We start from the raw sequence: 20,352 nt of genomic DNA, 5'->3' as shown, positions 1-20,352 counted from the left end.
GGGCAAAAGGGGGTGAATCGCAGCGGACTCGGGCGCATCGCAGGCAGGCCTTTACTGCCAGTAACCCCTGGAAGGTGTCCCAAGATTTGGTAAAGCGTGGCCGCAACGCGCCGCTGGAGCGGACTCCTTCACGGCGGCGCCATGTTTTCCCCGCGTTCCGGCCGCCGAAACGCCGAAGGGCGGTGCCGGACAGGCTCCGGCACCGCCCTTCGGGTCCGCGGCTAGAAGAGGGCGCGCGCCAGCGCGCGCCGCGCGGCCACCACCCGCGGGTCCTCGCCGCCGACGACCTCGAACAGCTCCAGCAGCCGCAGGCGCAGGGCCTCCCGGTCCTCACCGGCGGTCCGCCGCACGGCCTCCGTCAACCGGCCGAAGGCGTCCGCGACGTGACCGCCCACCATGTCCAGGTCGGCCGCGGCGATCTGGGCCGCCGGGTCGGCCGGCTTCTCGGCGGCCTCGCGCCGCACCTTCTGCGGGTCCATGTGCTGGACGCGCTCGAGCAGCCGCGCCTGGGCCACGCCCAGCTTGGCCTCCTCGTTGCCCGGGTCGTCGGAGAGCACGTTCTCGTAGGCGCGGATCGCGCCGCCCAGGTCCCCGGCGTCCAGCGCCGAGGCCGCCGCCTCCAGGGCGGCGTCGTGCGGGCCCTGCGGCGTCGCCGCCGCGGCGCCGGTCGGGCCGCCGCCCGGCTCGGCCTCCGGGTCGACGGTCAGGCCGGTCAGGCCGAACCGCTGCTCGCCGACCGCGATCAGCTGGTCGAGGGTCTCGCGGATCTGGGTCTCGGGGGCCGCCCCCTGGAAGAGCGGCAGCGCCTGGCCGGCGACCACCGCGAAGACCGCCGGGATGCCCTGGATCCCGAACTGCTGCATCAGCATCTGGTTGGCGTCGACGTCCACCTTGGCCAGCACGAACCGGCCGTTGTACTCGACGGCCAGCCGCTCCAGCACCGGGCTGAGCTGCTTGCACGGCTGGCACCACTCGGCCCAGAAGTCGAGGACGACGGGCACCTCGGTGGACTTCTGCAGGACGTCGCGCTCGAAGGCGGCCTCGTCGACGTCGTATACGAGGTCGGCGGGGGAGACGGCTCCGCCCCCGCCCTGGCGGGCGGCCTGGGCGCGCGCCTGCTCCGCCTTGGCCTTGGCCTCCTGGGCCGCCTTGACGGCGGCGAGGTCGACGACTCCGCTCATGGACATGTTCCGTGGCTGCATGCGCCTATCCTCCCCCGAGGGCGTGCCCCGGCGGTAACCGTTCGCCGTCGGCGGTCGGGCGCATCGCCCTGGTGTTCGGCACCGGGTCCCCACCTGGCGCCTGACGTGGTTGTCGCCCACCGGGCGGACCCGGTTTCGCTACGAGTCGTAGCGTAACGATTCGGTGGCCGGACGCCCATCGCACCCGTCGTGATCTGCCTCACGGTCGTAGGGTCGTGTGCCATGTCCAGCCGTAGCCCCGCGTCCCGTACCGGCCGGCCCCGCAGCGCCGCGGCCGACGCCGCGATCCTCGCCGCCACCCGCGAGGCGCTGGTGGAGCTCGGCTGGTCCCGGCTCACCCTGGGCGACGTGGCCCTGCGGGCCGGCGTCGCCAAGACCACCCTCTACCGCCGCTGGCCCGGCAAGAACGAGCTGGTCGTGGACGCGGTGGCCGAGCTCTTCGACGAGCTGGAGCTCCCCGACCGGGGCAGCCTGGCCGCCGACATCGAGGGCGTGGTCCTGCAGTTCGCGGAGATCCTGGCCCGGCCGGAGGCGCGCAGCGGGCTGATGGCGGTGGTCGCCGAGTCGACCCTCGACGCGTCGCTGCGCGAGCGGATCCGCACCTCGGTCGTGGAACGGCAGAAACGGCTGGTCCGGGAGGGCAGGAGCCGGGCCCAGCGGCGCGGCGAACTGCCGCCGGACCCGGACCCGCGGGCGGCCGAGCGCTCCGTCGACCTGATCTTCGACGTGGTGGCCGGGGCCGTGGTGCACCGCGGCCTGGTGAGCGCCGGTCCGGTGGACGGGCCCTGGGCGCGCGACTTCACCGCCCTGCTGCTCGCGGGCCTGGCCACCCCGCCCTCCCCGTGACGTACCTGCGGGTATCGTCGGCCCCGTGCCGAAGCCGCTCAGTCTTGCCTTCGACCCCATCGCGCGCGCCGACGAACTGTGGACGCAGCGGTGGGGCGGTGTGCCCTCGATGGGCGCCATCACCTCGATCATGCGCGCCCACCAGATCCTGCTGGCCGAGGTGGACGCCGTCGTCAAGCCCTACGGGCTGACCTTCGCGCGGTACGAGGCGCTGGTGCTGCTCACCTTCTCCAGGAGCGGGGAGCTGCCGATGTCCAAGATCGGCGAGCGGCTGATGGTCCACCCGACCTCGGTGACCAACACGGTGGACCGCCTGGTCCGCTCCGGACTGGTGTCCAAGCGCCCCAACCCCGACGACGGCCGCGGCACCCTGGCGGGCATCACCGACAAGGGCCGCGAGGTGGTCGAGGCGGCCACCCGCGACCTGATGGCCATGGACTTCGGGCTGGGCGTGTACGACGACGAGGAGTGCGGCGAGATCTTCGCGCTGCTGCGGCCGCTGCGGGTGGCGGCCGGGGACTTCGAGGACGCCTGACCGTCCGCCCTCCGGACGGGGGGTGGGTCAAGATCGCGCAAAATCCGCCGTTACTCTCGTAGGCATGAAGAAAGCCGTGCTGACCCGTTACCGCGCGATGGCCTACATCACGGGTGTGCTGCTGATCCTGCTCTGCATCGGCATGATCGCCAAGTACCTGCTGAAGATCGACGGCGCCGACGGCTTCACCCACGTGGTGAGCCTCGCCCACGGCTGGCTGTACGTGGTGTACCTGATCTTCGCCTTCGACCTGGGCTCCAAGGCGAAGTGGCCGGTGGGCAAGCAGCTCTGGGTCCTGCTCGCGGGCACCGTCCCCACCGCCGCCTTCTTCGTGGAGCGGAAGATCGCCAAGGAGCTGGAGCCGCGGATCACCGACGCCGGCGCCCCGGCGCCCGCCAAGGTCTGACCGCGCCGGACCCCCCTCCGTCGGGCCGCGCTCACCCGGGCGCGGCCCTGTGCGTCGACATTTACTAGGACGTCCAAGTAACTTGTAGGTATGGACGCTGACGCCATCGAGGAGGGCCGCCGTCGCTGGCAGGCCCGGTACGACGCCGCACGCAAGCGGGACGCGGACTTCACCACGCTCTCCGGGGACTCCGTCGAGCCGGTCTACGGACCGCGCCCGGGGGACGTCTACCAGGGCTTCGAGCGGATCGGCTGGCCGGGCGAGTTCCCCTTCACCCGCGGCCTTCATCCGACCGGCTACCGGGGCCGCACCTGGACCATCCGCCAGTTCGCCGGCTTCGGCAACGCCGAGCAGACCAACGAGCGCTACAAGATGATCCTCGCCAACGGCGGCGGGGGCCTGTCCGTGGCGTTCGACATGCCGACCCTGATGGGCCGGGACTCCGACGACGCCCGCTCGCTGGGCGAGGTGGGCCACTGCGGCGTCGCCATCGACTCCGCCGCCGACATGGAGGTCCTCTTCCGGGACATCCCGCTGGGCGACGTCACCACCTCGATGACCATCAGCGGCCCGGCCGTCCCGGTCTTCTGCATGTACCTGGTGGCCGCCGAGCGCCAGGGCGTCGACCCGTCGGTGCTCAACGGCACGCTGCAGACGGACATCTTCAAGGAGTACATCGCGCAGAAGGAGTGGCTCTTCGAGCCCGAGCCCCACCTGCGCCTGATCGGCGACCTGATGGAGTACTGCGCCGAGCGGATCCCGGCCTACAAGCCGCTCTCCGTCTCCGGCTACCACATCCGCGAGGCCGGTTCCACGGCCGCGCAGGAACTGGCGTACACCCTGGCCGACGGCTTCGGCTACGTCGAGCTGGGCCTCAGCCGCGGCCTGGACGTGGACGTGTTCGCGCCCGGCCTCAGCTTCTTCTTCGACGCGCACGTGGACTTCTTCGAGGAGATCGCGAAGTTCCGCGCCGCCCGCCGCATCTGGGCCCGCTGGATGCGCGACGTGTACGGGGCGAAGACCGAGAAGGCCCAGTGGCTGCGGTTCCACACCCAGACCGCCGGCGTCTCGCTCACCGCGCAGCAGCCGTACAACAACGTGGTCCGCACGGCCGTCGAGGCCCTGGCCGCGGTCCTCGGCGGCACCAACTCGCTGCACACCAACGCCCTCGACGAGACCCTGGCGCTGCCCAGCGAGCAGGCGGCCGAGATCGCCCTGCGCACCCAGCAGGTGCTGATGGAGGAGACCGGCGTCGCCAACGTGGCCGACCCGCTGGGCGGCTCCTGGTACGTGGAGCAGCTCACCGACCGTATCGAGGCGGACGCCGAGAAGATCTTCGAGCAGATAAGAGAACGCGGCCTGCGGGCCCACCCGGACGGCAACCACCCGATCGGCCCGATCACCTCCGGCATCCTGCGCGGCATCGAGGACGGCTGGTTCACCGGCGAGATCGCCGAGGCGGCCTTCCGCTACCAGCAGTCGCTGGAGAAGGGCGAGAAGAGGGTCGTCGGCGTCAACGCCCACACCGGCTCGGTCACCGGCGACCTGGAGATCCTGCGGGTCAGCCACGAGGTGGAGCGCGAGCAGGTGCGCGCGCTCACCGAGCGGCGCGCCTCCCGCGACGAGGCGGCCGTGCGCTCGGCGCTGGACGCGATGCTGGCCGCGGCGCGCTCCGGGGCCAACATGATCGAGCCGATGGTCGAGGCGGTCCGCGTCGAGGCCACGCTGGGCGAGATCTGCGACGTGCTCCGCGACGAGTGGGGCGTCTACACGGAGCCGGCGGGCTTCTGACCCGCACGGCGCCGACGCCCCCGCGGCCCGGAGAGGGCGGCGGGGGCGTCGGCGGACGGGCGGCGGGGGAGCGGGGTCAGTTCGCGCCCTCGGAGCCCAGGTGGTGCACCCGGACCATGTTGGTGGTGCCGGGAACGCCGGGGGGCGAACCGGCCGTGATCACCATGGTGTCGCCGGAGACGAAGCGGTTGAGCCGCAGCAGCTCCCGGTCGACCAGCTCGACCATCTCGTCGGTGCTGTTGACGAACGGCACCACGTGCGGCTCCACGCCCCAGCTCAGGCAGAGCTGGTTGCGGGTGGACTCCTCGGTGGTGAAGGCGAGGATCGGCTGCGCCGCCCGGTAGCGGGACAGGCGGCGGGCCGTGTCGCCCGACTTGGTGAAGGCGACCAGGCCCTTGCCGCCGAGGAAGTCGGCGATCTCGGCGGCCGCCCGGGCCACCGAACCGCCCTGGGTGCGCGGCTTCTTGCCGGGCACCAGCGGCTGCAGGCCCTTGGCGAGCAGCTCCTCCTCGGCCGCCTGGACGATCCGGGACATCGTCCGCACCGTCTCGATCGGGTACGCGCCCACGCTCGACTCGGCGGAGAGCATCACCGCGTCGGCGCCGTCCAGGATCGCGTTGGCCACATCGGAGGCCTCGGCGCGGGTCGGACGGGAGTTGGTGATCATCGACTCCATCATCTGGGTCGCCACGATCACCGGCTTGGCGTTGCGGCGGCAGAGCTCCACCAGGCGCTTCTGCACCATCGGGACCTTCTCCAGCGGGTACTCGACGGCCAGGTCGCCGCGGGCCACCATCACACCGTCGAAGGCCGCCACCACGGCCTCCATGTTCTCCACCGCCTGCGGCTTCTCCACCTTGGCGACGACCGGGACCCGGCGGCCCTCCTCGTCCATCACCTTGTGGACGTCGCGCACGTCGTCGGCGTCCCGCACGAAGGAGAGGGCGACCAGGTCGCAGCCCATCCGCAGCGCGAACCGCAGGTCCTCGACGTCCTTCTCGGAGAGCGCCGGCACGTTCACCGCCGCGCCCGGCAGGTTGATGCCCTTGTGGTCGGAGATCACCCCGCCCTCGATCACGATGGTCCGCACCCGCGGGCCCTCGACGTCCAGGACCTTGAGCTCGACGTTGCCGTCGTTGATCAGGATCTGGTCGCCGCGGTTCACGTCGCCGGGCAGGCCCTTGTAGGTGGTGCCGCAGATCGACCTGTCGCCCGGCACGTCCTCGGTGGTGATGGTGAACTCGTCACCCCGCACCAGCTCCACCGGGCCTTCGGCGAAGGTCTCCAGCCGGATCTTCGGGCCCTGGAGGTCGGCCAGGACGCCCACCGGGCGGCCCGTCTCCTGGGATGCTGCGCGCACCCTGTCGTAGCGGCCCTGATGTTCCGCATGGGTGCCATGGCTGAAGTTGAAGCGGGCGACGTTCATCCCCGCTTCGATCAGCGCGACCAGTTGTTCGTGGGAGTCGACCGCGGGGCCGAGAGTACAGACGATCTTGGAACGGCGCATGGAAGGAATCCTATCCGTTTGTTTCGCAGCGGAATAAATACCCGGTGGTAGCTTGCGGCCGCACCCGCTCTCACAGGGTCTGCCGGACGCCCGTCACCAGTTCGTAGGTCCGGGCCGCGATCTCCAGCTCCTCGTCCGTGGGCACCACGGCGACCGCGACCGGTGCGCCCGGCGGCGAGATCAGCCGGGGGCCGTCGCCGCGGGCCCGGTTCAGTTCCTCGTCCACCGCGAGGCCCAGCCCCTCGAGTCCGGCCAGGGCGGCGGCCCGCACCGGGGCGGAGTTCTCGCCCACGCCGGCGGTGAAGGCGACCACGTCCACGGTCCCGAGTACCGCGTAGTAGGCCCCGATGTACTTGCGCAGCCGGTGCACGTAGATGTCGAAGGCCAGGGCCGCGGCCCCGTCGCCCTCGTCGACCCGGCGGCGGATCTCCCGCATGTCGTTGTCGCCGCAGAGCCCGACCAGCCCGGACCTCTTGTTCAGCAGCTCGTCGACCTCGTCGGCCGTCATGCCGCCCACCCGCATCAGGTGGAAGACCACCGCCGGGTCCAGGTCCCCGGACCGGGTGCCCATCACCAGGCCCTCGAGCGGGGTGAGCCCCATCGACGTCTCCACGCACCGCCCGCCGCGCACCGCCGACGCCGAGGCGCCGTTGCCCAGGTGCAGCACGATCACGTTGACCTCGGACGGCTCCCTGCCGAGCAGTTCGGCCGCGGCGCGCGAGACGAAGGCGTGCGAGGTGCCGTGGAAGCCGTATCGGCGCACCCGGTGGCGGTCCGCCGTCTCCACGTCGATGGCGTAACGGGCCGCGGCCTCCGGCATGGTGGCGTGGAAGGCGGTGTCGAATACCGCCACCTGGGGCAGGTCCGGCCGCAGCTTCTGGGCGGTGCGGATGCCGGTCAGGTTGGCCGGGTTGTGCAGCGGGGCCACCGGGGAGAGCCGCTCGATCTCGTCGACCACCGCGGTGTCGATCAGCGTGGGCTCGGTGAAGCGCTTGCCGCCGTGCACCACGCGGTGGCCGATGGCGGCCAGGTCCGGGGAGTCCAGCCCCAGCCCGTCCCGCGACAGTTCCTCGGCGACCGCCTCCAGCGCGGCCCCGTGGTCCGGCACCGGCCCGGTGCTTTCGCGGGTACGCGCGCTGCCGTCGGGGCCGTGCACCAGCGTGTGCCTGATCCGGCCGTTCCGCTCCCCGATCCGCTCGACCAGCCCGACCGCCAGGCGGCTCCGGTCGGACATGTCCAGGAGCTGGTACTTCACCGAGGAGGAACCGGTGTTGAGGACGAGGACACGGGTGGCGGTCATGAGCGGCTCCCCTTCCGCGGGTGGTCGGCGTCGAGGGCGGCGGGCTGCTGCGCCTGGACGGCCGTGATCGCGACGGTGTTCACGATGTCCTGCACCAGGGCGCCCCGCGAGAGGTCGTTGACCGGCTTGCGCAGGCCCTGGAGCACCGGGCCGACGGCGATCGCGCCGGCCGAGCGCTGGACCGCCTTGTAGGTGTTGTTGCCCGTGTTGAGGTCCGGGAAGACCAGCACCGTGGCCTGGCCCGCGACGGGCGAACCGGGCAGCTTGGTCGCCGCCACCGTGGGCTCCACGGCGGCGTCGTACTGGATCGGCCCCTCGACGGGCAGGTCGGGGCGGCGCTCGCGGAGGATCTCGGTGGCCCGGCGGACCTTCTCCACGTCCGCGCCGGAGCCGGAGGCGCCCGTCGAGTACGACAGCATCGCGATCCTCGGCTCCACACCGAACTGGGCGGCGGTCTCCGCCGACTGCACGGCGATGTCGGCGAGCTGCTGCGCGTCCGGGTCCGGGTTGACCGCGCAGTCGCCGTAGACCAGCACCCGGTCGGCCAGGCACATGAAGAAGACCGAGGAGACCAGGTCCGCGTCGGGGCGGGTCTTGACCACCTCGAAGGCGGGGCGGATGGTCGCCGCGGTGGAGTGCGCCGAGCCGGAGACCATGCCGTCGGCGAAACCGTCCAGCACCATCAGGGTGCCGAAGTAGTTGACGTCGGCGACCACGTCACGGGCCAGGTCCACGTCGACGCCCTTGTGGGCCCGCAGCCCGGCGTACCGGTGCGCGAAGGACTCGCGCAGCTCCGACGTCTCCGGGTCGACCAGCTCGGCGTCGGCGATGTCCAGGCCCAGGTCGGCGGCCTTCCGGCGGATCCGCTCGGCCGGTCCCAGCAGGGTCAGCTCGCACACCCCGCGGCGCAGCAGCACCTCGGCGGCGCGCAGCACCCGCTCCTCGGTGCCCTCCGGCAGCACCACGCGGCGCTTGTCGGCGCGGGCGCGCTCGATCAGGTTGTGCTCGAACATCATCGGCGTGACCCGGCCGCTGCTGGGAGCGGAGACCAGCGAACGCAGTCGGCCGATGTCGACGTGACGCTCGAAGAGGCCCAGCGCCGTCTCCGCCTTGCGCGGGGTCGCGGCGTTGAGACGGCCCTCCAGCGTGAAGAGCCGCGCCGCGGTGGGGAAGCTGTTCTCCCGCACGGAGAGCACGGGCGTGCCGGGGGCGAGGCGGGCGGCCAGCGCCATCAGGTCCGGGTCCGGGTGCATGCCGAGGGTGAGCAGCACGCCGGCGATGGGCGGGGAACCGGCGCTGTGCGCGGCCAGCGCGCCCATCACCAGGTCGGCGCGGTCGCCGGGGGCGATGATCAGACAGCCGGGGGTGAGGGCCTTGAGCAGGTTGGGCAGGGTGGCGCCGCCGAAGACGAAGCCGAGCGCGTCGCGGGCGAGGCCCGCCGCGTCGCCGAGCAGCACCTCGGCGTCCAGGGTCTGCACGATCTGCCCCACGGTGGGGGCGGCCAGGGCGGGCTCGTCGGGGATCACGTAGCCGGGCAGGCCGAGCCGGGCGTCGAGCAGGGCCGCCACGGCGTCGCGGTCCTCCGGGGTCACCCGGTTGGCGATCATGGCGACCACGTCGCAGCCGAGGTCCCGGTAGGCGCGGGAGGCGTTGCGGACCTCCGCCGCCACCGCCTCGGCCGGGTGGCCCCGGCCGCCCACCACGCCGATCACCGAGGCGCCGAACTCGTTGGCCAGCCGCGCGTTGAGCGCCAGCTCGTCGGGGATGTTCTCGGCGGCGAAATCGGTGCCGAGGACCAGCACGACCTCGTACGCCTCCGCGACGGCGTGGAACCGGGTGACCAGGGCGGCGACGAGTTCGTCCATGCCGCGTTCCGCCTGGAGCGTGGACGCCTCCTCGTAGGACATGCCGAAGGCGGTGGCCGGGTCCTGGCCCAGCCGGTAGCGGGCGCGCAGCAGTTCGAAGAGGCGGTCGGGGCCGTCGTGGACGAGGGGGCGGAAGACGCCGACGCGGTCGACCTGGCGGGTGAGGAGTTCCATCACCCCCAGGTCCACGACCTGGCGGCCGTCCCCCCGGTCGATGCCGGTCACGTACACGCTGCGCGTCACGCGGTCTCCGTTCCTGTGCGGTTGGCGCCTGGCTCCGGTTCCGGTTCCGGTGCCTCTGGGCCAGCCTGTCAAACATCGTCCCCCGCCGGGGGGCCGGGGGTGGGCCCGCCTACGCCGGGCGGGGGATGGATCCGGGGGCCGGGCCGGGCCGGGCTGGCCAGGTCGGGCCGGGCTGGCCAGGTCGGGCCGGGCCGGGGGGAGGCGGGTGGGGCCGGTGGGAGGGGGAGGACGGTGCGGGGCCGCGGCGGCGGTCCGCCGAAGCGGGGGCGAGGGATACGCGTCGTGGCGGCGGGTACTCGCGGGCCGCGTGGAAGAATCGGGTACGGCGGAACCGGCGAGACGCGGGAGCGGCATGCGCATCGGAGTTCTTACCGCCGGCGGCGACTGCCCCGGCCTCAACGCGGTGATCCGTTCCGTGGTGCACCGCGCCATCTCCCAGTACGACGACGAGGTCATCGGCTTCGAGGACGGCTACGAAGGGCTGCTGGACGGGCGTTACCGCAACCTCGACCTGGACGCGGTCAGCGGCATCCTGGCCCGCGGCGGGACGATACTGGGCTCCTCCCGGCTGCCCAGGGCCCGGCTGCAGGAGGCCTGCCGCGAGGTCCGCGAGACCGCCAACCGGTTCGGCATCGACGTGCTGATCCCGATCGGCGGCGAGGGCACCCTCACCGCCGCCAGCATGCTGGCCGAGGCGGGCATGCCCATCGTCGGCGTGCCGAAGACCATCGACAACGACATCTCCTCCACCGACCGCACCTTCGGCTTCGACACGGCCGTGACGGTCGCGACCGAGGCGATGGACCGGCTGAAGACGACCGCGGAGTCCCACCAGCGGGTGATGGTCGTCGAGGTGATGGGCCGTCACGCGGGCTGGATCGCGCTCGAGTCCGGCATGGCCGCCGGCGCCCACGGCATCTGCCTGCCGGAGCGCCCGTTCGACCCGGCCGACCTGGTGGAGATGGTCGAGGCGCGGTTCGCCCGGGGCAAGAAGTTCGCGGTGATCTGCGTCGCCGAGGGCGCCCACCCCGCCGAGGGGAGCATGGACTACCGCAAGGGCGAGATCGACCAGTACGGCCACGAGCGGTTCCAGGGCATCGGCACCGCCCTCGCCCGCGAGCTGGAGCGGCGCCTGGGCAAGGAGGCGCGGCCGGTGATCCTCGGCCACGTCCAGCGCGGCGGCACCCCCACCGCCTACGACCGGGTGCTGGCCACCCGGTTCGGCTGGCACGCCGTGGAGGCGGCGCACCGCGGGGTGTCCGGCATGATGACCTCCCTGCGCGGCACCGAGATCGTGATGGTCCCCCTGGCGGAGGCCACCGCCGCGCTGAAGCACGTGCCCGCGAGCCGGATGGAGGAGGCCGAGTCGGTCTTCTGACCGGCCGGCCGCCCGGGCCGCGCCCCTCCCGGGCCGCGCCCCTCCCGGGCCGCGCCCCTCCCGGGCCGCGGCCCTTCGCTAGGCGCTCGCCCGGACCGCTTCCCAGAAGTGGTCCACCGCCCGCGCGGCGAAGGCCTCCGGGTCCGGCGCGGCGGTGTGCCCGGCGCGCAGCCGCCGCAGGGCCACGTCGACGACCCGGCGGTCCAGCGAGGCGGTGCGGGCCACCGCCCGGGCGGGCCCCGTGCCGCGTTCCGTGAAGGTCTCGCGGAGCAGGAGTGAGAGTTTCGCGTGGCGACCGCAGATGCCGACCAGGTCGGCCTGGTCGAGCCGGAACAGCGCGCGCAGCGACTGGGTCGGCCGGTCCCCGCCCCGCCAGACGTTCTCCTGCTCCATGCGGAGGTAGGCGAGGACGTCCAGCCCGATCGCCGACGCCACCTCCTCCGGGGTGAGGCCGCGGGCGAGCCGGTGCTCGCGCAGGGTGCGCGGCCGGCCGGCCAGATCGGCGGGGGAGCACCAGAGCATTCCGGCGAGCCCGGTCAACTCCTCGCGCCCAGGCGGGACTTCACCGCGCTCCCAGGCGGTGACCAGCTCGGGCGTCACATGACCGAGCCCGAAGGCGGTGCGCATGCCGTGGGCGACCTCCTCGGGACCGAGCCCGAGAGCGGTGCGGATGCGGTGCGCGGCGGCGGCGTCGAAGGAGGCGGCGGAAGATCTGTGCACCCTGCACACGCTAGGAGCGGGCGGATCACCTCACGACCCGTTGCTCATATCTGATTACTTCCGGTAAGGATCTGTCTCGTCATGGACAGGGGGGCTGGCCGCGCGAGCCGGTCCTGCGCCACCTTGGGTGACCGTCCGGCGCTACGTGTCATGTGCAAGCATCGTCGGACGCTTTTCCCCCACACGGTTGTCCAGGAGGCTTTTCCATGACCAGCACGCCGCCCGCCCAGGGCTCGGCCGGCACGGCCGAGAAACCCCGACGGGACCGCACGCATTACCTCTACATCGCGGTCGTGATCGCGGTGGTGCTCGGCATCACCCTCGGGCTCGTCGCCCCCGACGTCGCCGTGGAGCTCAAGCCGATAGGCACCGCCTTCGTCGGGCTGATCAAGATGATGATCTCCCCGATCATCTTCTGCACCATCGTCCTGGGCATCGGCTCGGTGCGGAAGGCGGCCAAGGTCGGCAAGGTGGGCGGCCTCGCCCTCGGCTACTTCGTGACGATGTCCTTCGTCGCGCTGGCCATCGGCCTGGTCGTCGGCAACGTCGTCCACCCGGGCGGCAGCGTGGAGCTCACCGAGGCCGCCAAGGGCATCGGCCAGGAGCAGGCCGCGGCCGGCTCGGAGACCACGATGACCGACTTCCTGCTCGGCATCATCCCCACCACGCTGGTCTCCGCCTTCACCGAGGGCGTCGTCCTGCAGACCCTGCTGGTCGCCCTGCTCGCCGGCTTCGCGCTGCAGACGATGGGCGGCGCGGGGGAGCCGATCCTGCGCGGTGTCGAGCACATCCAGCGGCTGGTCTTCCGCATCCTCGCCATGATCATGTGGGCGGCTCCGGTGGGCGCCTTCGGCGCGATCGCCGCGGTGGTCGGCGAGACCGGCGTGGACGCCCTCAAGGCGCTGGCCGCCATCATGATCGGTTTCTACGTCACCTGCGCGCTGTTCGTCGTGGTGGTGCTGGGCGCGCTGGTGAGAATCGTCGCCAAGGTCAATCTGTTCAGCCTGCTGAAGTACCTCGGCCGCGAATTCCTGCTCATCTTCTCGACCTCCTCCTCCGAGTCGGCCCTGCCGCGGCTGATCGCCAAGATGGAGCACCTGGGCGTCAGCCGCCCGGTCGTCGGCATCACCGTGCCGACCGGCTACTCCTTCAACCTCGACGGCACCATGATCTACCTGACCATGGCGTCGCTGTTCATCGCCGAGGCCATGGGCGACCCGATGACGGTCGGCCAGCAGATCACGCTGCTGCTCTTCATGATGGTCGCCTCCAAGGGCGCCGCCGGGGTGACCGGCGCGGGCCTGGCCACGCTGGCCGGCGCGCTGCAGTCGCACAAGCCCGAGCTGGTGGACGGCGTCGGCATGATCGTCGGCATCGACCGCTTCATGAGCGAGGCCCGCGCGCTGACCAACTTCGCGGGCAACGCGGTGGCCACGCTGCTGATCGGCACCTGGACCAAGGAGGTCGACAAGGACCGGGTCCGCAGCGTCCTCGCCGGCGAGCTGCCCTTCGACGAGCGCACCCTGCTCGACGGTCACGACGGCCACGGCGCCCCGGCGGACCCGCCCGCGGCGGCGGCCGACGGTGACAAGGCCCTCGCCAAGGCCTGACGCGCCCCGGGATTCCCCCGGCCGACGCACAGAAAATCCCCCGGGAATTGGTCCCGGGGGATTTCGTCGTCTATCTTTGTTCATTCGCGACTTCTTCAATGAATTCGCGACGCAAGTCTACTGACCGAAGTATATCCGGGTGGGAGTGGCATTGTCAAACACGGCACATTCGTACGACGGGGAGAACGGGGAGAACGGGGAGAACGGGGAAACGCAGGACCTCGAATTGCTGCGCGAGCAGGAATTCGTCGACGGGCTCCACGAGCGCGTCGAGGCCCTGCGCGAGGACGCGGACCGTGCCGTCAAGGACGCACTGGCCCAGGGGAACACCCCCATGCAGGCACGTCTGGAGCGCGACATCCTGGTCGCGGAACGCTCGGGTCTGCTGGCCGCGCTGGACGCCGTGGACAGCGCGCTCTGCTTCGGCCGGATCGACCTCACCGACGGCGCCACCCACCACATCGGCCGGATCGGCATCCGCGCCGACGACGCCGAGCGCACACCGCTGCTGATCGACTGGCGGGCCGACGTGGCCCGGCCGTTCTACCTGGCCACCGGTCACAGCCCGATGGGGCTGCGCCGCCGGCGGCACATCTCCAGCCAGGGCCGGAAGGTGACCGCCCTGCACGACGAGATCCTCGACCTCGGCGACACCACCCGCACCGGCCACGAGGACCCCACCGGCGACGCGGTGCTGCTGGCGGCGCTCGACCAGGCCCGCACCGGGCGGATGGGCGACATCGTGCGCACCATCCAGGCCGACCAGGACCGCATCATCCGCGCCCCGCACCACGGGGTGCTGGTGGTCGAGGGCGGCCCCGGCACCGGCAAGACCGCCGTGGCCCTGCACCGGGCCGCCTTCCTGCTCTACGAGCACCGGGAGCTGCTGGCCCGGCGCGCGGTGCTGATCGTCGGCCCCAACCCGGCGTTCCTCGGCTACATCGGCGAGGTGCTGCCCGCGCTGGGCGAGACCGGGGTGCTGCTGGCGACCGTCGGCGAGCTCTTCCCCGGCGTCACCGCGACGGCGGCCGACACGCCGGCCGCGGCGGAGGTGAAGGGGCGCGCGGAGATGGCGGAGGTGCTGGAGCGGCTGGTCCGCGACCACCAGCGGCTGCCCGACCCGGTGCTCGCCGTCGAGCACGACCGGCAGGTCGTGATGCTCGACGAGGGCCTGGTGCGGGTCGCCCGGGACCGCGCGCGGTCGACCGGACTGCCGCACAACCTGGCGCGCGAGTACTTCGAGGGCCACCTCCTCAACACGCTCACCGACCTGGTCGCCGAGCAGATCGGCACCGACCCCTACGACGGGACCAACCTGCTGGACGACAGCGACGTCTCCGCGATCCGCGACGAGCTGGCGGACAACCCGGCCGTGTGGGACGTCATCGACGAACTGTGGCCGGTGCTCACCCCGCAGCAACTGGTCGCCCGCCTCCTCGCGGACCCGGACGGCCACCTGTCCCCCGAGGACGCCGACGCGGTGCGGCGGCCGGTGACCACCGGGTGGACCGTCGCGGACGTGCCGCTGCTGGACGAGGCCGCCGAGCTGCTGGGCGAGGACGACCGCGCCGAGCGGGACCGCGCGGCGCGCGACCGGCAGGCGCGGATCGCCTACGCGCAGGGCGTGCTGGACGTCGCCTACGCCTCGCGGACCTACGAGTTCGAGGACAAGGACGACGAGGACGCGGAGGTGCTCGGCGCGCAGGACGTCATCGACGCGGAACGCTTCGCCGAGCGGCACGAGGAGGCCGACCACCGCAGCGCGGCCGAGCGGGCGGCGGCGGACCGGACCTGGGCGTTCGGCCACATCATCGTGGACGAGGCGCAGGAGCTGTCGCCGATGGCGTGGCGGCTGCTGATGCGGAGGTCGCCCACCCGGTCGATGACGCTGGTGGGGGACCCCGCGCAGACGGCCGAGGCGGGAGGCGTCGGCTCCTGGGCGGGCATCCTGGAGCCGTACGTCGAGGACCGGTGGGTGCACACGCGGCTGTCCGTCAACTACCGGACCCCGGCCGAGATCATGGAGGTCGCGGCGGCGGTGGTGCGGGCCGAGGACCCGGTCTTCGAGCCGCCTCGGTCCGTGCGGGAGACGGGGGTGCGGCCGTTCGCCGTCGCCGCCGACGGGAGCGGGGGCGGAGGTGGGGCCGGGGGGTTGGCGTCGGTCGTCGCCTCGGTGACGGGGGAGCTCACGCCCGAGGAGGGGCGGGTGGCGGTGGTCGCGCCGCGGACGCTGCACGGGGAGATCGGCGCGGCGCTGGGGGTCCCGGTCACCGGGGTGCCCGACCTGACCCGGCGGGTCGTGCTGGTGGACCCGCGCGGGGCGAAGGGGCTCGAGTTCGACTCCGTGGTGGTGGTCGAGCCGGCGGAGTTCGGGCTCAGCGACCTGTACGTGGCGCTCACCCGTGCCACCCAGCGGCTCGCGGTGGTCCACGCGGCGCCGTTGCCGGCGGCCCTGGCGGCGGCGCTGTAGGCCGTCCGGGTCCTTCCGCGGCGCCGCGGTCGGGCCAGGTGCGCACGGTGCGGGCGGCTCGTGCCCGGTGCGGCGAGCCGCCCGCCGCGGAGGCCGGGCCCCCGCGCCCGCCCACCCGGCCCGGGCCGACGGCACCGTACGCGTGGGACCGTCACGTTCGCAGCGGTCAGGCCGGGGTCAGCCAGACCGTGGAGAGCGGGGGCAGGGTGAGGCGGAGGCTGGCCGGGTGGGCGTGCCACGGCTGCGGCTCCGGCTTGAGGGGGCCCACCGTCCGGACCCCGGACCCCCCGTACCGCTCCGCGTCCGTGTTCAGGACCTCCGCCCAGGCGGGCACGTCGTCCGGCACCCCCACCCGGTACCCGTCCCGCACCACCGGCGCGAAGTTGCACACCGCCAGCAACGGCGAGCCCTCCGCGTCGAAGCGGAGGAACGCCAGCACGTTGTCCGCCGCCCCGTCCGCCAGCACCCACCGGAACCCGTCCGGCGCGACGTCCCGCTGCCACAGCGCCGGCGTCCGCCGGTACACGGCGTTGAGGTCGCCCACCAGGTCCCGCACCCCCCGGTGGTCCGCCGCCGCCCCGTAGGACGGGTCCAGCAGCCACCAGTCGGGCCCGTGCGCCTCCGACCACTCCGCGCCCTGCGCGAACTCCTGTCCCATGAAGAGCAGTTGCTTGCCGGGGTGGGCCCACATGAAGCCGAGGTAGGCCCGCAGGTCGGCCCGCTGCCGCCACCAGTCGCCCGGCATCTTGGAGACCAGCGACCGCTTGCCGTGCACCACCTCGTCGTGCGAGATCGGCAGCACGTAGTTCTCGCTGTACGCGTACACCATCGAGAACGTCATCTCGTCGTGGTGGTACGCCCGGTGGACCGGGTCGTGGGCCATGTACTGCAGCGAGTCGTGCATCCAGCCCATGTTCCACTTCAGCCCGAAGCCCAGGCCGCCGAAGCCGGAGGGGCCGACGTGGTGGGTGGCGCGGGTGACGCCGTCCCAGGCGGTGGACTCCTCGGCGATGGTCACCACCCCCGGCACACGGCGGTAGACGGTGGCGTTCATCTCCTGCAGGAAGGCCACCGCGTCGAGGTTCTCCCGGCCCCCGCGCTCGTTGGGCGTCCACTGCCCGTCCTCGCGGGAGTAGTCGAGGTAGAGCATGGAGGCGACGGCGTCCACCCGCAGGCCGTCGATGTGGAACTCCTCGCACCAGTACACGGCGTTGGCGACCAGGAAGTTGCGGACCTCCCGCCGCCCCAGGTCGAACTCGAGCGTCCCCCAGTCGGGATGGGCGGCCCGCTGCGGGTCGGGGTGCTCGTAGAGCGGACGGCCGTCGAACTCGGCCAGGGCCCACGCGTCGCGGGGGAAGTGGGCGGGCACCCAGTCCATGATCACGCCGATGCCGGCCCGGTGGAGGCTGTCGACCAGGTACTTGAAGTCGTCGGGGGTGCCGAGCCGCGCGGTCGGGGCGTAGAAGCCGGTGACCTGGTAGCCCCAGGAGCCGCCGAAGGGGTGCTCGGCGACCGGCATCAACTCGACGTGGGTGAAGCCGAGCTCCGAGACGTAGGCGGGGAGCTGCTCGGCGAGCTGCCGGTAGCCGAGGCCGGGCCGCCAGGAGGCCAGGTGCACCTCGTAGACGGAGAACGGCGCCTCGTGCGCCGGGACCTCACCGCGCCGGGCCAGCCATTCCTGGTCCCCCCACGCGTACTGGGAGGTGGTGATCACCGAGGCGGTGTCCGGCGGGCACTCGGTGCGGCGGGCCATCGGGTCGGCCCGCAGGGTGCGGGAGCCGTCGGGGCGGGTGATCTCGAACTTGTAGAGCTCGCCCGCGCCGATCGCGGGCACGAACAGCTCCCACACGCCGGTGCCGCCCAGCGAACGCATCGGGAAGCCGGTGCCGTCCCAGAAGTTGAAGGTGCCGGTCACCCGCACCCCGCGGGCGTTGGGCGCCCACACGGTGAAGCGGGTGCCGGTGACGCCCTGGTGGGTCATGGGGTGGGCGCCCAGGGCCTTCCACAGCTCCTCGTGGCGCCCCTCACCGATCAGGTGCAGGTCGAGGTCGCCGAGCGCGGGCAGGAACCGGTAGGCGTCCTCGGTGTCGTGCGTGCCGTCCTCGTAGCCGACCACCAACCGGTGGGCGGGGACGGACCGTTCGGCGGCGAGCGGGATCCGGCCGGAGAAGAACCCGTCGCCGTCGTCGTGGAGGTCGGCCCGCAGGCCCTCGGCGACCACGGTGACCGAGCGGGCGTGCGGTCGCAGCGCGCGGACCACCAGCCCGCCGTCCACCGGGTGGGCGCCGAGCACGGCGTGCGGGTCGTGGTGCGTGCCGGACAGCAGCCGCTCGCGGTCCTCCGGGGAGCAGGGCGCGGGGACCACGGCGGGCGCCGGCCGCGGGGGCGCCGCGGCCGGCGGCCCGTCCACCGGGGTGCGCTGCTGCGGCGGCCGGGCGGCGGGTGTCCGGCCGGCGGCGGCCGCCCGCCGGGCACCCGCCGGACGGCCGCCGGAGGTCGGACGGGCGGGCGGTTGGCTGGGCTTCACCACAGGGGCCTCCTCGGAGACGAACGCACGACGGTTCAACGGGCGGGGCGGATCGCGATCACGGCGGTGCGGCGGGCGGCGCGGCGGGCTTCGCGACGGGCGGTCCGGGCGGGCGGCTCACGGCACGGCCCCCGCGGCCCCGCCTGCCCCCGCGGCCCCGCCTGCCCCCGCGGCCCCGGCTGCCCCCGCGGCCCCGGCGGACAGGCGCTGTATGGCGGCCAGCGGGACCCGCAGCCAGTCCGGCCGGTGCCGGGCCTCGTAGACCACCTCGTAGACGGCCTTCTCGGTCTCGCAGGCCCGCAGCATCACCGGGTCGGTGCGCGGGTCGCGGCCGGTGGCCTCGGCGTAGCCGGTGCAGAACGCCGCCCGGCAGGAGTCCGCCCAGCCCGGCGGCCAGGGACGGCCGGCGTGGGCGGCGTAGTCGAAGGAGCGGAGCATGCCCGCGACGTCCCGGACCGCGGGCTGCTCCAGGCGGCGCTCGGCCAGCGGCCGGGACGGCTCGCCCTCGAAGTCGATCAGCGACCACTCGCCGTCCGGGGTGCGCAGGCACTGCCCGAGGTGGAGGTCGCCGTGGATCCGCTGGGCGGTCCAGGTGCGGCCCTCGGAGGCCAGGTCGGCGAGCGCGGTGTAGGCGGAGCGCAGCCCGTCGGCGTACGGGACCAGGGCGGGGACGGCCTTGACCGCCGCGTCGAGGCGTTCGCACATGCCCTCCACCATCTGCGCGAGCTGCGCCCGCCCGAGGGTGACGGTGGGCAGGGCGCGGGCGAGGGAGAGGTGGACCTCGGCGGTGGCGCGGCCGAGGGCGCGGGCCTCCGCGGTGAAGTCGCGGTCGACGGCGAGGCGGGCCAGGGCGAGCTGCCAGCCGTCGTCGGCGTCGCGCAGGAAGGGCTGGAGGACGGCCAGCACGTAGGGGTCCGGATCGCCCGGCAGCTCGGCGGTGAGCCAGCCGACGGGCGCGGGCACCCGGGCGCAGCCCTCGCGGGCCAGGGCCAGGGGCAGTTCGAGGTCGGGGTTGACGCCGGGGGTGACCCGGCGCAGCAGCTTGAGGATCAGCGCGTCGCCGTAGACGACGGAGGAGTTGGACTGTTCGGAGGTGATCAGCCGGGGGGCGGCGTCCAGGATGAACGGTTGCTCGGTCTCTCGTTCGAAGCGCAGTCCGCCGACCCGGGCGCGGCTGCGCAGCGCCTCCAGCAGCAGGCCGGTGGCGCGCGGGTCGTGCAGCGCGTCGTAGACCGTGGTCCCGGCGAACGGGCCGTGGTGCAGGTGTCCGATCATGGCGGGCGCGAGATGGGGCGGCAGGGTGCGGCGGACACCCAGGAGCAGCTGGTAGCAGTCCCCGGGGGCCTGTCCGGCGCGGATCAGCAGGTGCAGCAGTCCGGGCTGGTTGCCGGAGGCGGGCAGCGGCAGCAGCTCGGTCTCGGCGACCACGCCGAGGTGGGTGAGCGGGCTCCCCTTGCCGGCGAACCAACGGCGGCGGGGCAGCCACTCCAGCAGCAGCGGTTCCAGTGCGGAGGGCAGGCCCTGCCCGGGCACGGTGGCGCGGGCGGGGGCGTACGGCGAGGCTTCCGACATGACGTCGCGTCCTTTCCCCTGGCGGTCGGGGGAGGGGGTGTTTCCGCGTGCCCGTCGCGAGGCGGCCGAAACCGCCTCGCGACGGAACTGGCCCGTTATGTCAGGTCCTTGCGGAGACGGAACCAGTAGAAGCCGTGGCCCGCCAGGGTCAGCAGGTACGGCAGGTCGCCGATGGCCGGAAAACGCACCCCCCCGATGAGCTCGACCGGGTGCAGGTCGGTGAACTCCCTCAGGTCCAGCTCGGTGGGCTGGGCGAACCGGGAGAAGTTGTGGACGCAGAGCACCGTGTCGTCCTCGTACTCGCGGAGGAAGGCGAGCACCGCGGGGTTGGAGGAGGGGAGTTCGGTGTAGCTGCCGAGTCCGAACGCCGGGTTCTGCTT

15 protein-coding genes are annotated in these 20,352 nt (G+C 73.1%); 7 read left to right on the top strand and 8 right to left on the bottom strand.

Annotated elements, in window-relative coordinates; all coding sequences use genetic code 11:
* Positions 1-221: 221 nt before the first annotated feature.
* Positions 222-1,202: a tetratricopeptide repeat protein gene (locus tag ABZ836_RS10620; RefSeq protein WP_356130692.1), complete on the bottom strand. Its 981-nt coding sequence runs from the start codon at positions 1,200-1,202 to the stop codon at positions 222-224.
* A 222-nt stretch (positions 1,203-1,424) separates the two neighbouring features.
* Here ABZ836_RS10620 and ABZ836_RS10615 point away from each other — a divergent pair, with 222 nt between their 5' ends.
* The 4 genes from ABZ836_RS10615 (at position 1,425) to ABZ836_RS10600 (ending at position 4,780) form a co-directional block, all read left to right on the top strand.
* Positions 1,425-2,048: a TetR/AcrR family transcriptional regulator gene (locus ABZ836_RS10615; RefSeq protein ID WP_361141221.1), complete on the top strand. Its 624-nt coding sequence runs from the start codon at positions 1,425-1,427 to the stop codon at positions 2,046-2,048.
* Between the two features lie 25 nt (positions 2,049-2,073).
* Complete coding sequence (locus tag ABZ836_RS10610) at positions 2,074-2,583, top strand: MarR family transcriptional regulator (RefSeq protein ID WP_356130696.1); 510 nt, start codon at positions 2,074-2,076, stop codon at positions 2,581-2,583.
* Between the two features lie 64 nt (positions 2,584-2,647).
* The gene (locus ABZ836_RS10605; protein ID WP_356130698.1) at positions 2,648-2,989 is read left to right on the top strand and encodes a DUF3817 domain-containing protein; all 342 of its coding nucleotides are present in this window, start codon (positions 2,648-2,650) and stop codon (positions 2,987-2,989) included.
* A 90-nt stretch (positions 2,990-3,079) separates the two neighbouring features.
* Positions 3,080-4,780 carry a methylmalonyl-CoA mutase family protein gene (locus ABZ836_RS10600; protein WP_361141217.1) on the top strand — a complete coding sequence of 567 codons (1,701 nt, stop codon included), beginning with the start codon at positions 3,080-3,082 and terminating at the stop codon, positions 4,778-4,780.
* Between the two features lie 76 nt (positions 4,781-4,856).
* Here ABZ836_RS10600 and pyk read toward each other — a convergent pair whose 3' ends face one another.
* From pyk to pta, 3 genes are all read right to left on the bottom strand, one after another.
* On the bottom strand, positions 4,857-6,287 hold the full coding sequence (gene pyk, locus ABZ836_RS10595) for a pyruvate kinase (protein WP_356130701.1): 1,431 nt from the start codon (positions 6,285-6,287) through the stop codon (positions 4,857-4,859).
* A 70-nt stretch (positions 6,288-6,357) separates the two neighbouring features.
* On the bottom strand, positions 6,358-7,587 hold the full coding sequence (locus tag ABZ836_RS10590; RefSeq protein ID WP_361141215.1) for an acetate kinase: 1,230 nt from the start codon (positions 7,585-7,587) through the stop codon (positions 6,358-6,360).
* Positions 7,584-9,695, bottom strand: a complete 2,112-nt coding sequence (gene pta / locus ABZ836_RS10585; RefSeq protein WP_361141213.1) for a phosphate acetyltransferase — start codon at positions 9,693-9,695, stop codon at positions 7,584-7,586. The genes ABZ836_RS10590 and pta overlap by 4 nt, the downstream gene beginning before the upstream one ends.
* A 352-nt stretch (positions 9,696-10,047) precedes the next feature.
* On the opposite strand from pta, the gene ABZ836_RS10580 reads away from it, so the two are divergent.
* Entirely contained in the window at positions 10,048-11,073 is a 1,026-nt protein-coding gene (locus ABZ836_RS10580; protein WP_356130707.1) for an ATP-dependent 6-phosphofructokinase, read from the top strand.
* Positions 11,074-11,151: 78 nt separating this feature from the next.
* On the opposite strand, the gene ABZ836_RS10575 is transcribed toward ABZ836_RS10580, so the two are convergent.
* Positions 11,152-11,793 (bottom strand): helix-turn-helix transcriptional regulator, encoded by a 642-nt coding sequence (locus ABZ836_RS10575; protein ID WP_361141211.1) that lies wholly within the window; start codon positions 11,791-11,793, stop codon positions 11,152-11,154.
* A 206-nt stretch (positions 11,794-11,999) separates the two neighbouring features.
* Between ABZ836_RS10575 and ABZ836_RS10570 the strand changes: the two genes are divergently transcribed.
* Complete coding sequence (locus ABZ836_RS10570; RefSeq protein ID WP_356130711.1) at positions 12,000-13,403, top strand: cation:dicarboxylase symporter family transporter; 1,404 nt, start codon at positions 12,000-12,002, stop codon at positions 13,401-13,403.
* A 226-nt stretch (positions 13,404-13,629) separates the two neighbouring features.
* The gene (locus ABZ836_RS10565) at positions 13,630-15,873 is read left to right on the top strand and encodes an ATP-dependent DNA helicase (protein WP_361141471.1); all 2,244 of its coding nucleotides are present in this window, start codon (positions 13,630-13,632) and stop codon (positions 15,871-15,873) included.
* A 166-nt stretch (positions 15,874-16,039) separates the two neighbouring features.
* Here the strand turns inward: ABZ836_RS10565 and glgB are convergent, their stop codons facing one another.
* The 3 genes from glgB to ABZ836_RS10550 all read right to left on the bottom strand — a co-directional run.
* Complete coding sequence (gene glgB, locus ABZ836_RS10560; protein WP_361141469.1) at positions 16,040-18,283, bottom strand: 1,4-alpha-glucan branching enzyme; 2,244 nt, start codon at positions 18,281-18,283, stop codon at positions 16,040-16,042.
* A 234-nt stretch (positions 18,284-18,517) separates the two neighbouring features.
* Positions 18,518-19,972, bottom strand: coding sequence for a maltokinase (locus ABZ836_RS10555; protein ID WP_361141209.1), 1,455 nt, complete (start codon positions 19,970-19,972; stop codon positions 18,518-18,520).
* A gap of 95 nt (positions 19,973-20,067) precedes the next feature.
* On the bottom strand, positions 20,068-20,352 hold a 285-nt coding region (locus ABZ836_RS10550), incomplete at its 5' end, for an alpha-glucosidase C-terminal domain-containing protein (protein ID WP_361141207.1).

The sequence above is a fragment of the Streptomyces sp. NPDC047130 genome, assembly GCF_040643475.1.
GTDB lineage: Bacteria > Actinomycetota > Actinomycetes > Streptomycetales > Streptomycetaceae > Streptomyces.
The sequence above is the reverse complement of the archived record's forward strand: the minus strand, read 5'-3'. Positions and strand labels throughout refer to the sequence as shown.

Excerpts from the sequence above, each read along its gene's own strand:
- pyk (WP_356130701.1), bottom strand. The coding sequence starts at position 6,287 with ATGCGCCGTTCCAAGATCGTCTGTACTCTCGGCCCCGCGGTCGACTCC.
- ABZ836_RS10600 (WP_361141217.1), top strand. The coding sequence starts at position 3,080 with ATGGACGCTGACGCCATCGAGGAGGGCCGCCGTCGCTGGCAGGCCCGG.
- ABZ836_RS10555 (WP_361141209.1), bottom strand. The coding sequence starts at position 19,972 with ATGTCGGAAGCCTCGCCGTACGCCCCCGCCCGCGCCACCGTGCCCGGG.
- ABZ836_RS10580 (WP_356130707.1), top strand. The coding sequence starts at position 10,048 with ATGCGCATCGGAGTTCTTACCGCCGGCGGCGACTGCCCCGGCCTCAAC.
- ABZ836_RS10590 (WP_361141215.1), bottom strand. The coding sequence starts at position 7,587 with ATGACCGCCACCCGTGTCCTCGTCCTCAACACCGGTTCCTCCTCGGTG.
- ABZ836_RS10570 (WP_356130711.1), top strand. The coding sequence starts at position 12,000 with ATGACCAGCACGCCGCCCGCCCAGGGCTCGGCCGGCACGGCCGAGAAA.
- ABZ836_RS10615 (WP_361141221.1), top strand. The coding sequence starts at position 1,425 with ATGTCCAGCCGTAGCCCCGCGTCCCGTACCGGCCGGCCCCGCAGCGCC.
- ABZ836_RS10620 (WP_356130692.1), bottom strand. The coding sequence starts at position 1,202 with ATGCAGCCACGGAACATGTCCATGAGCGGAGTCGTCGACCTCGCCGCC.
- ABZ836_RS10605 (WP_356130698.1), top strand. The coding sequence starts at position 2,648 with ATGAAGAAAGCCGTGCTGACCCGTTACCGCGCGATGGCCTACATCACG.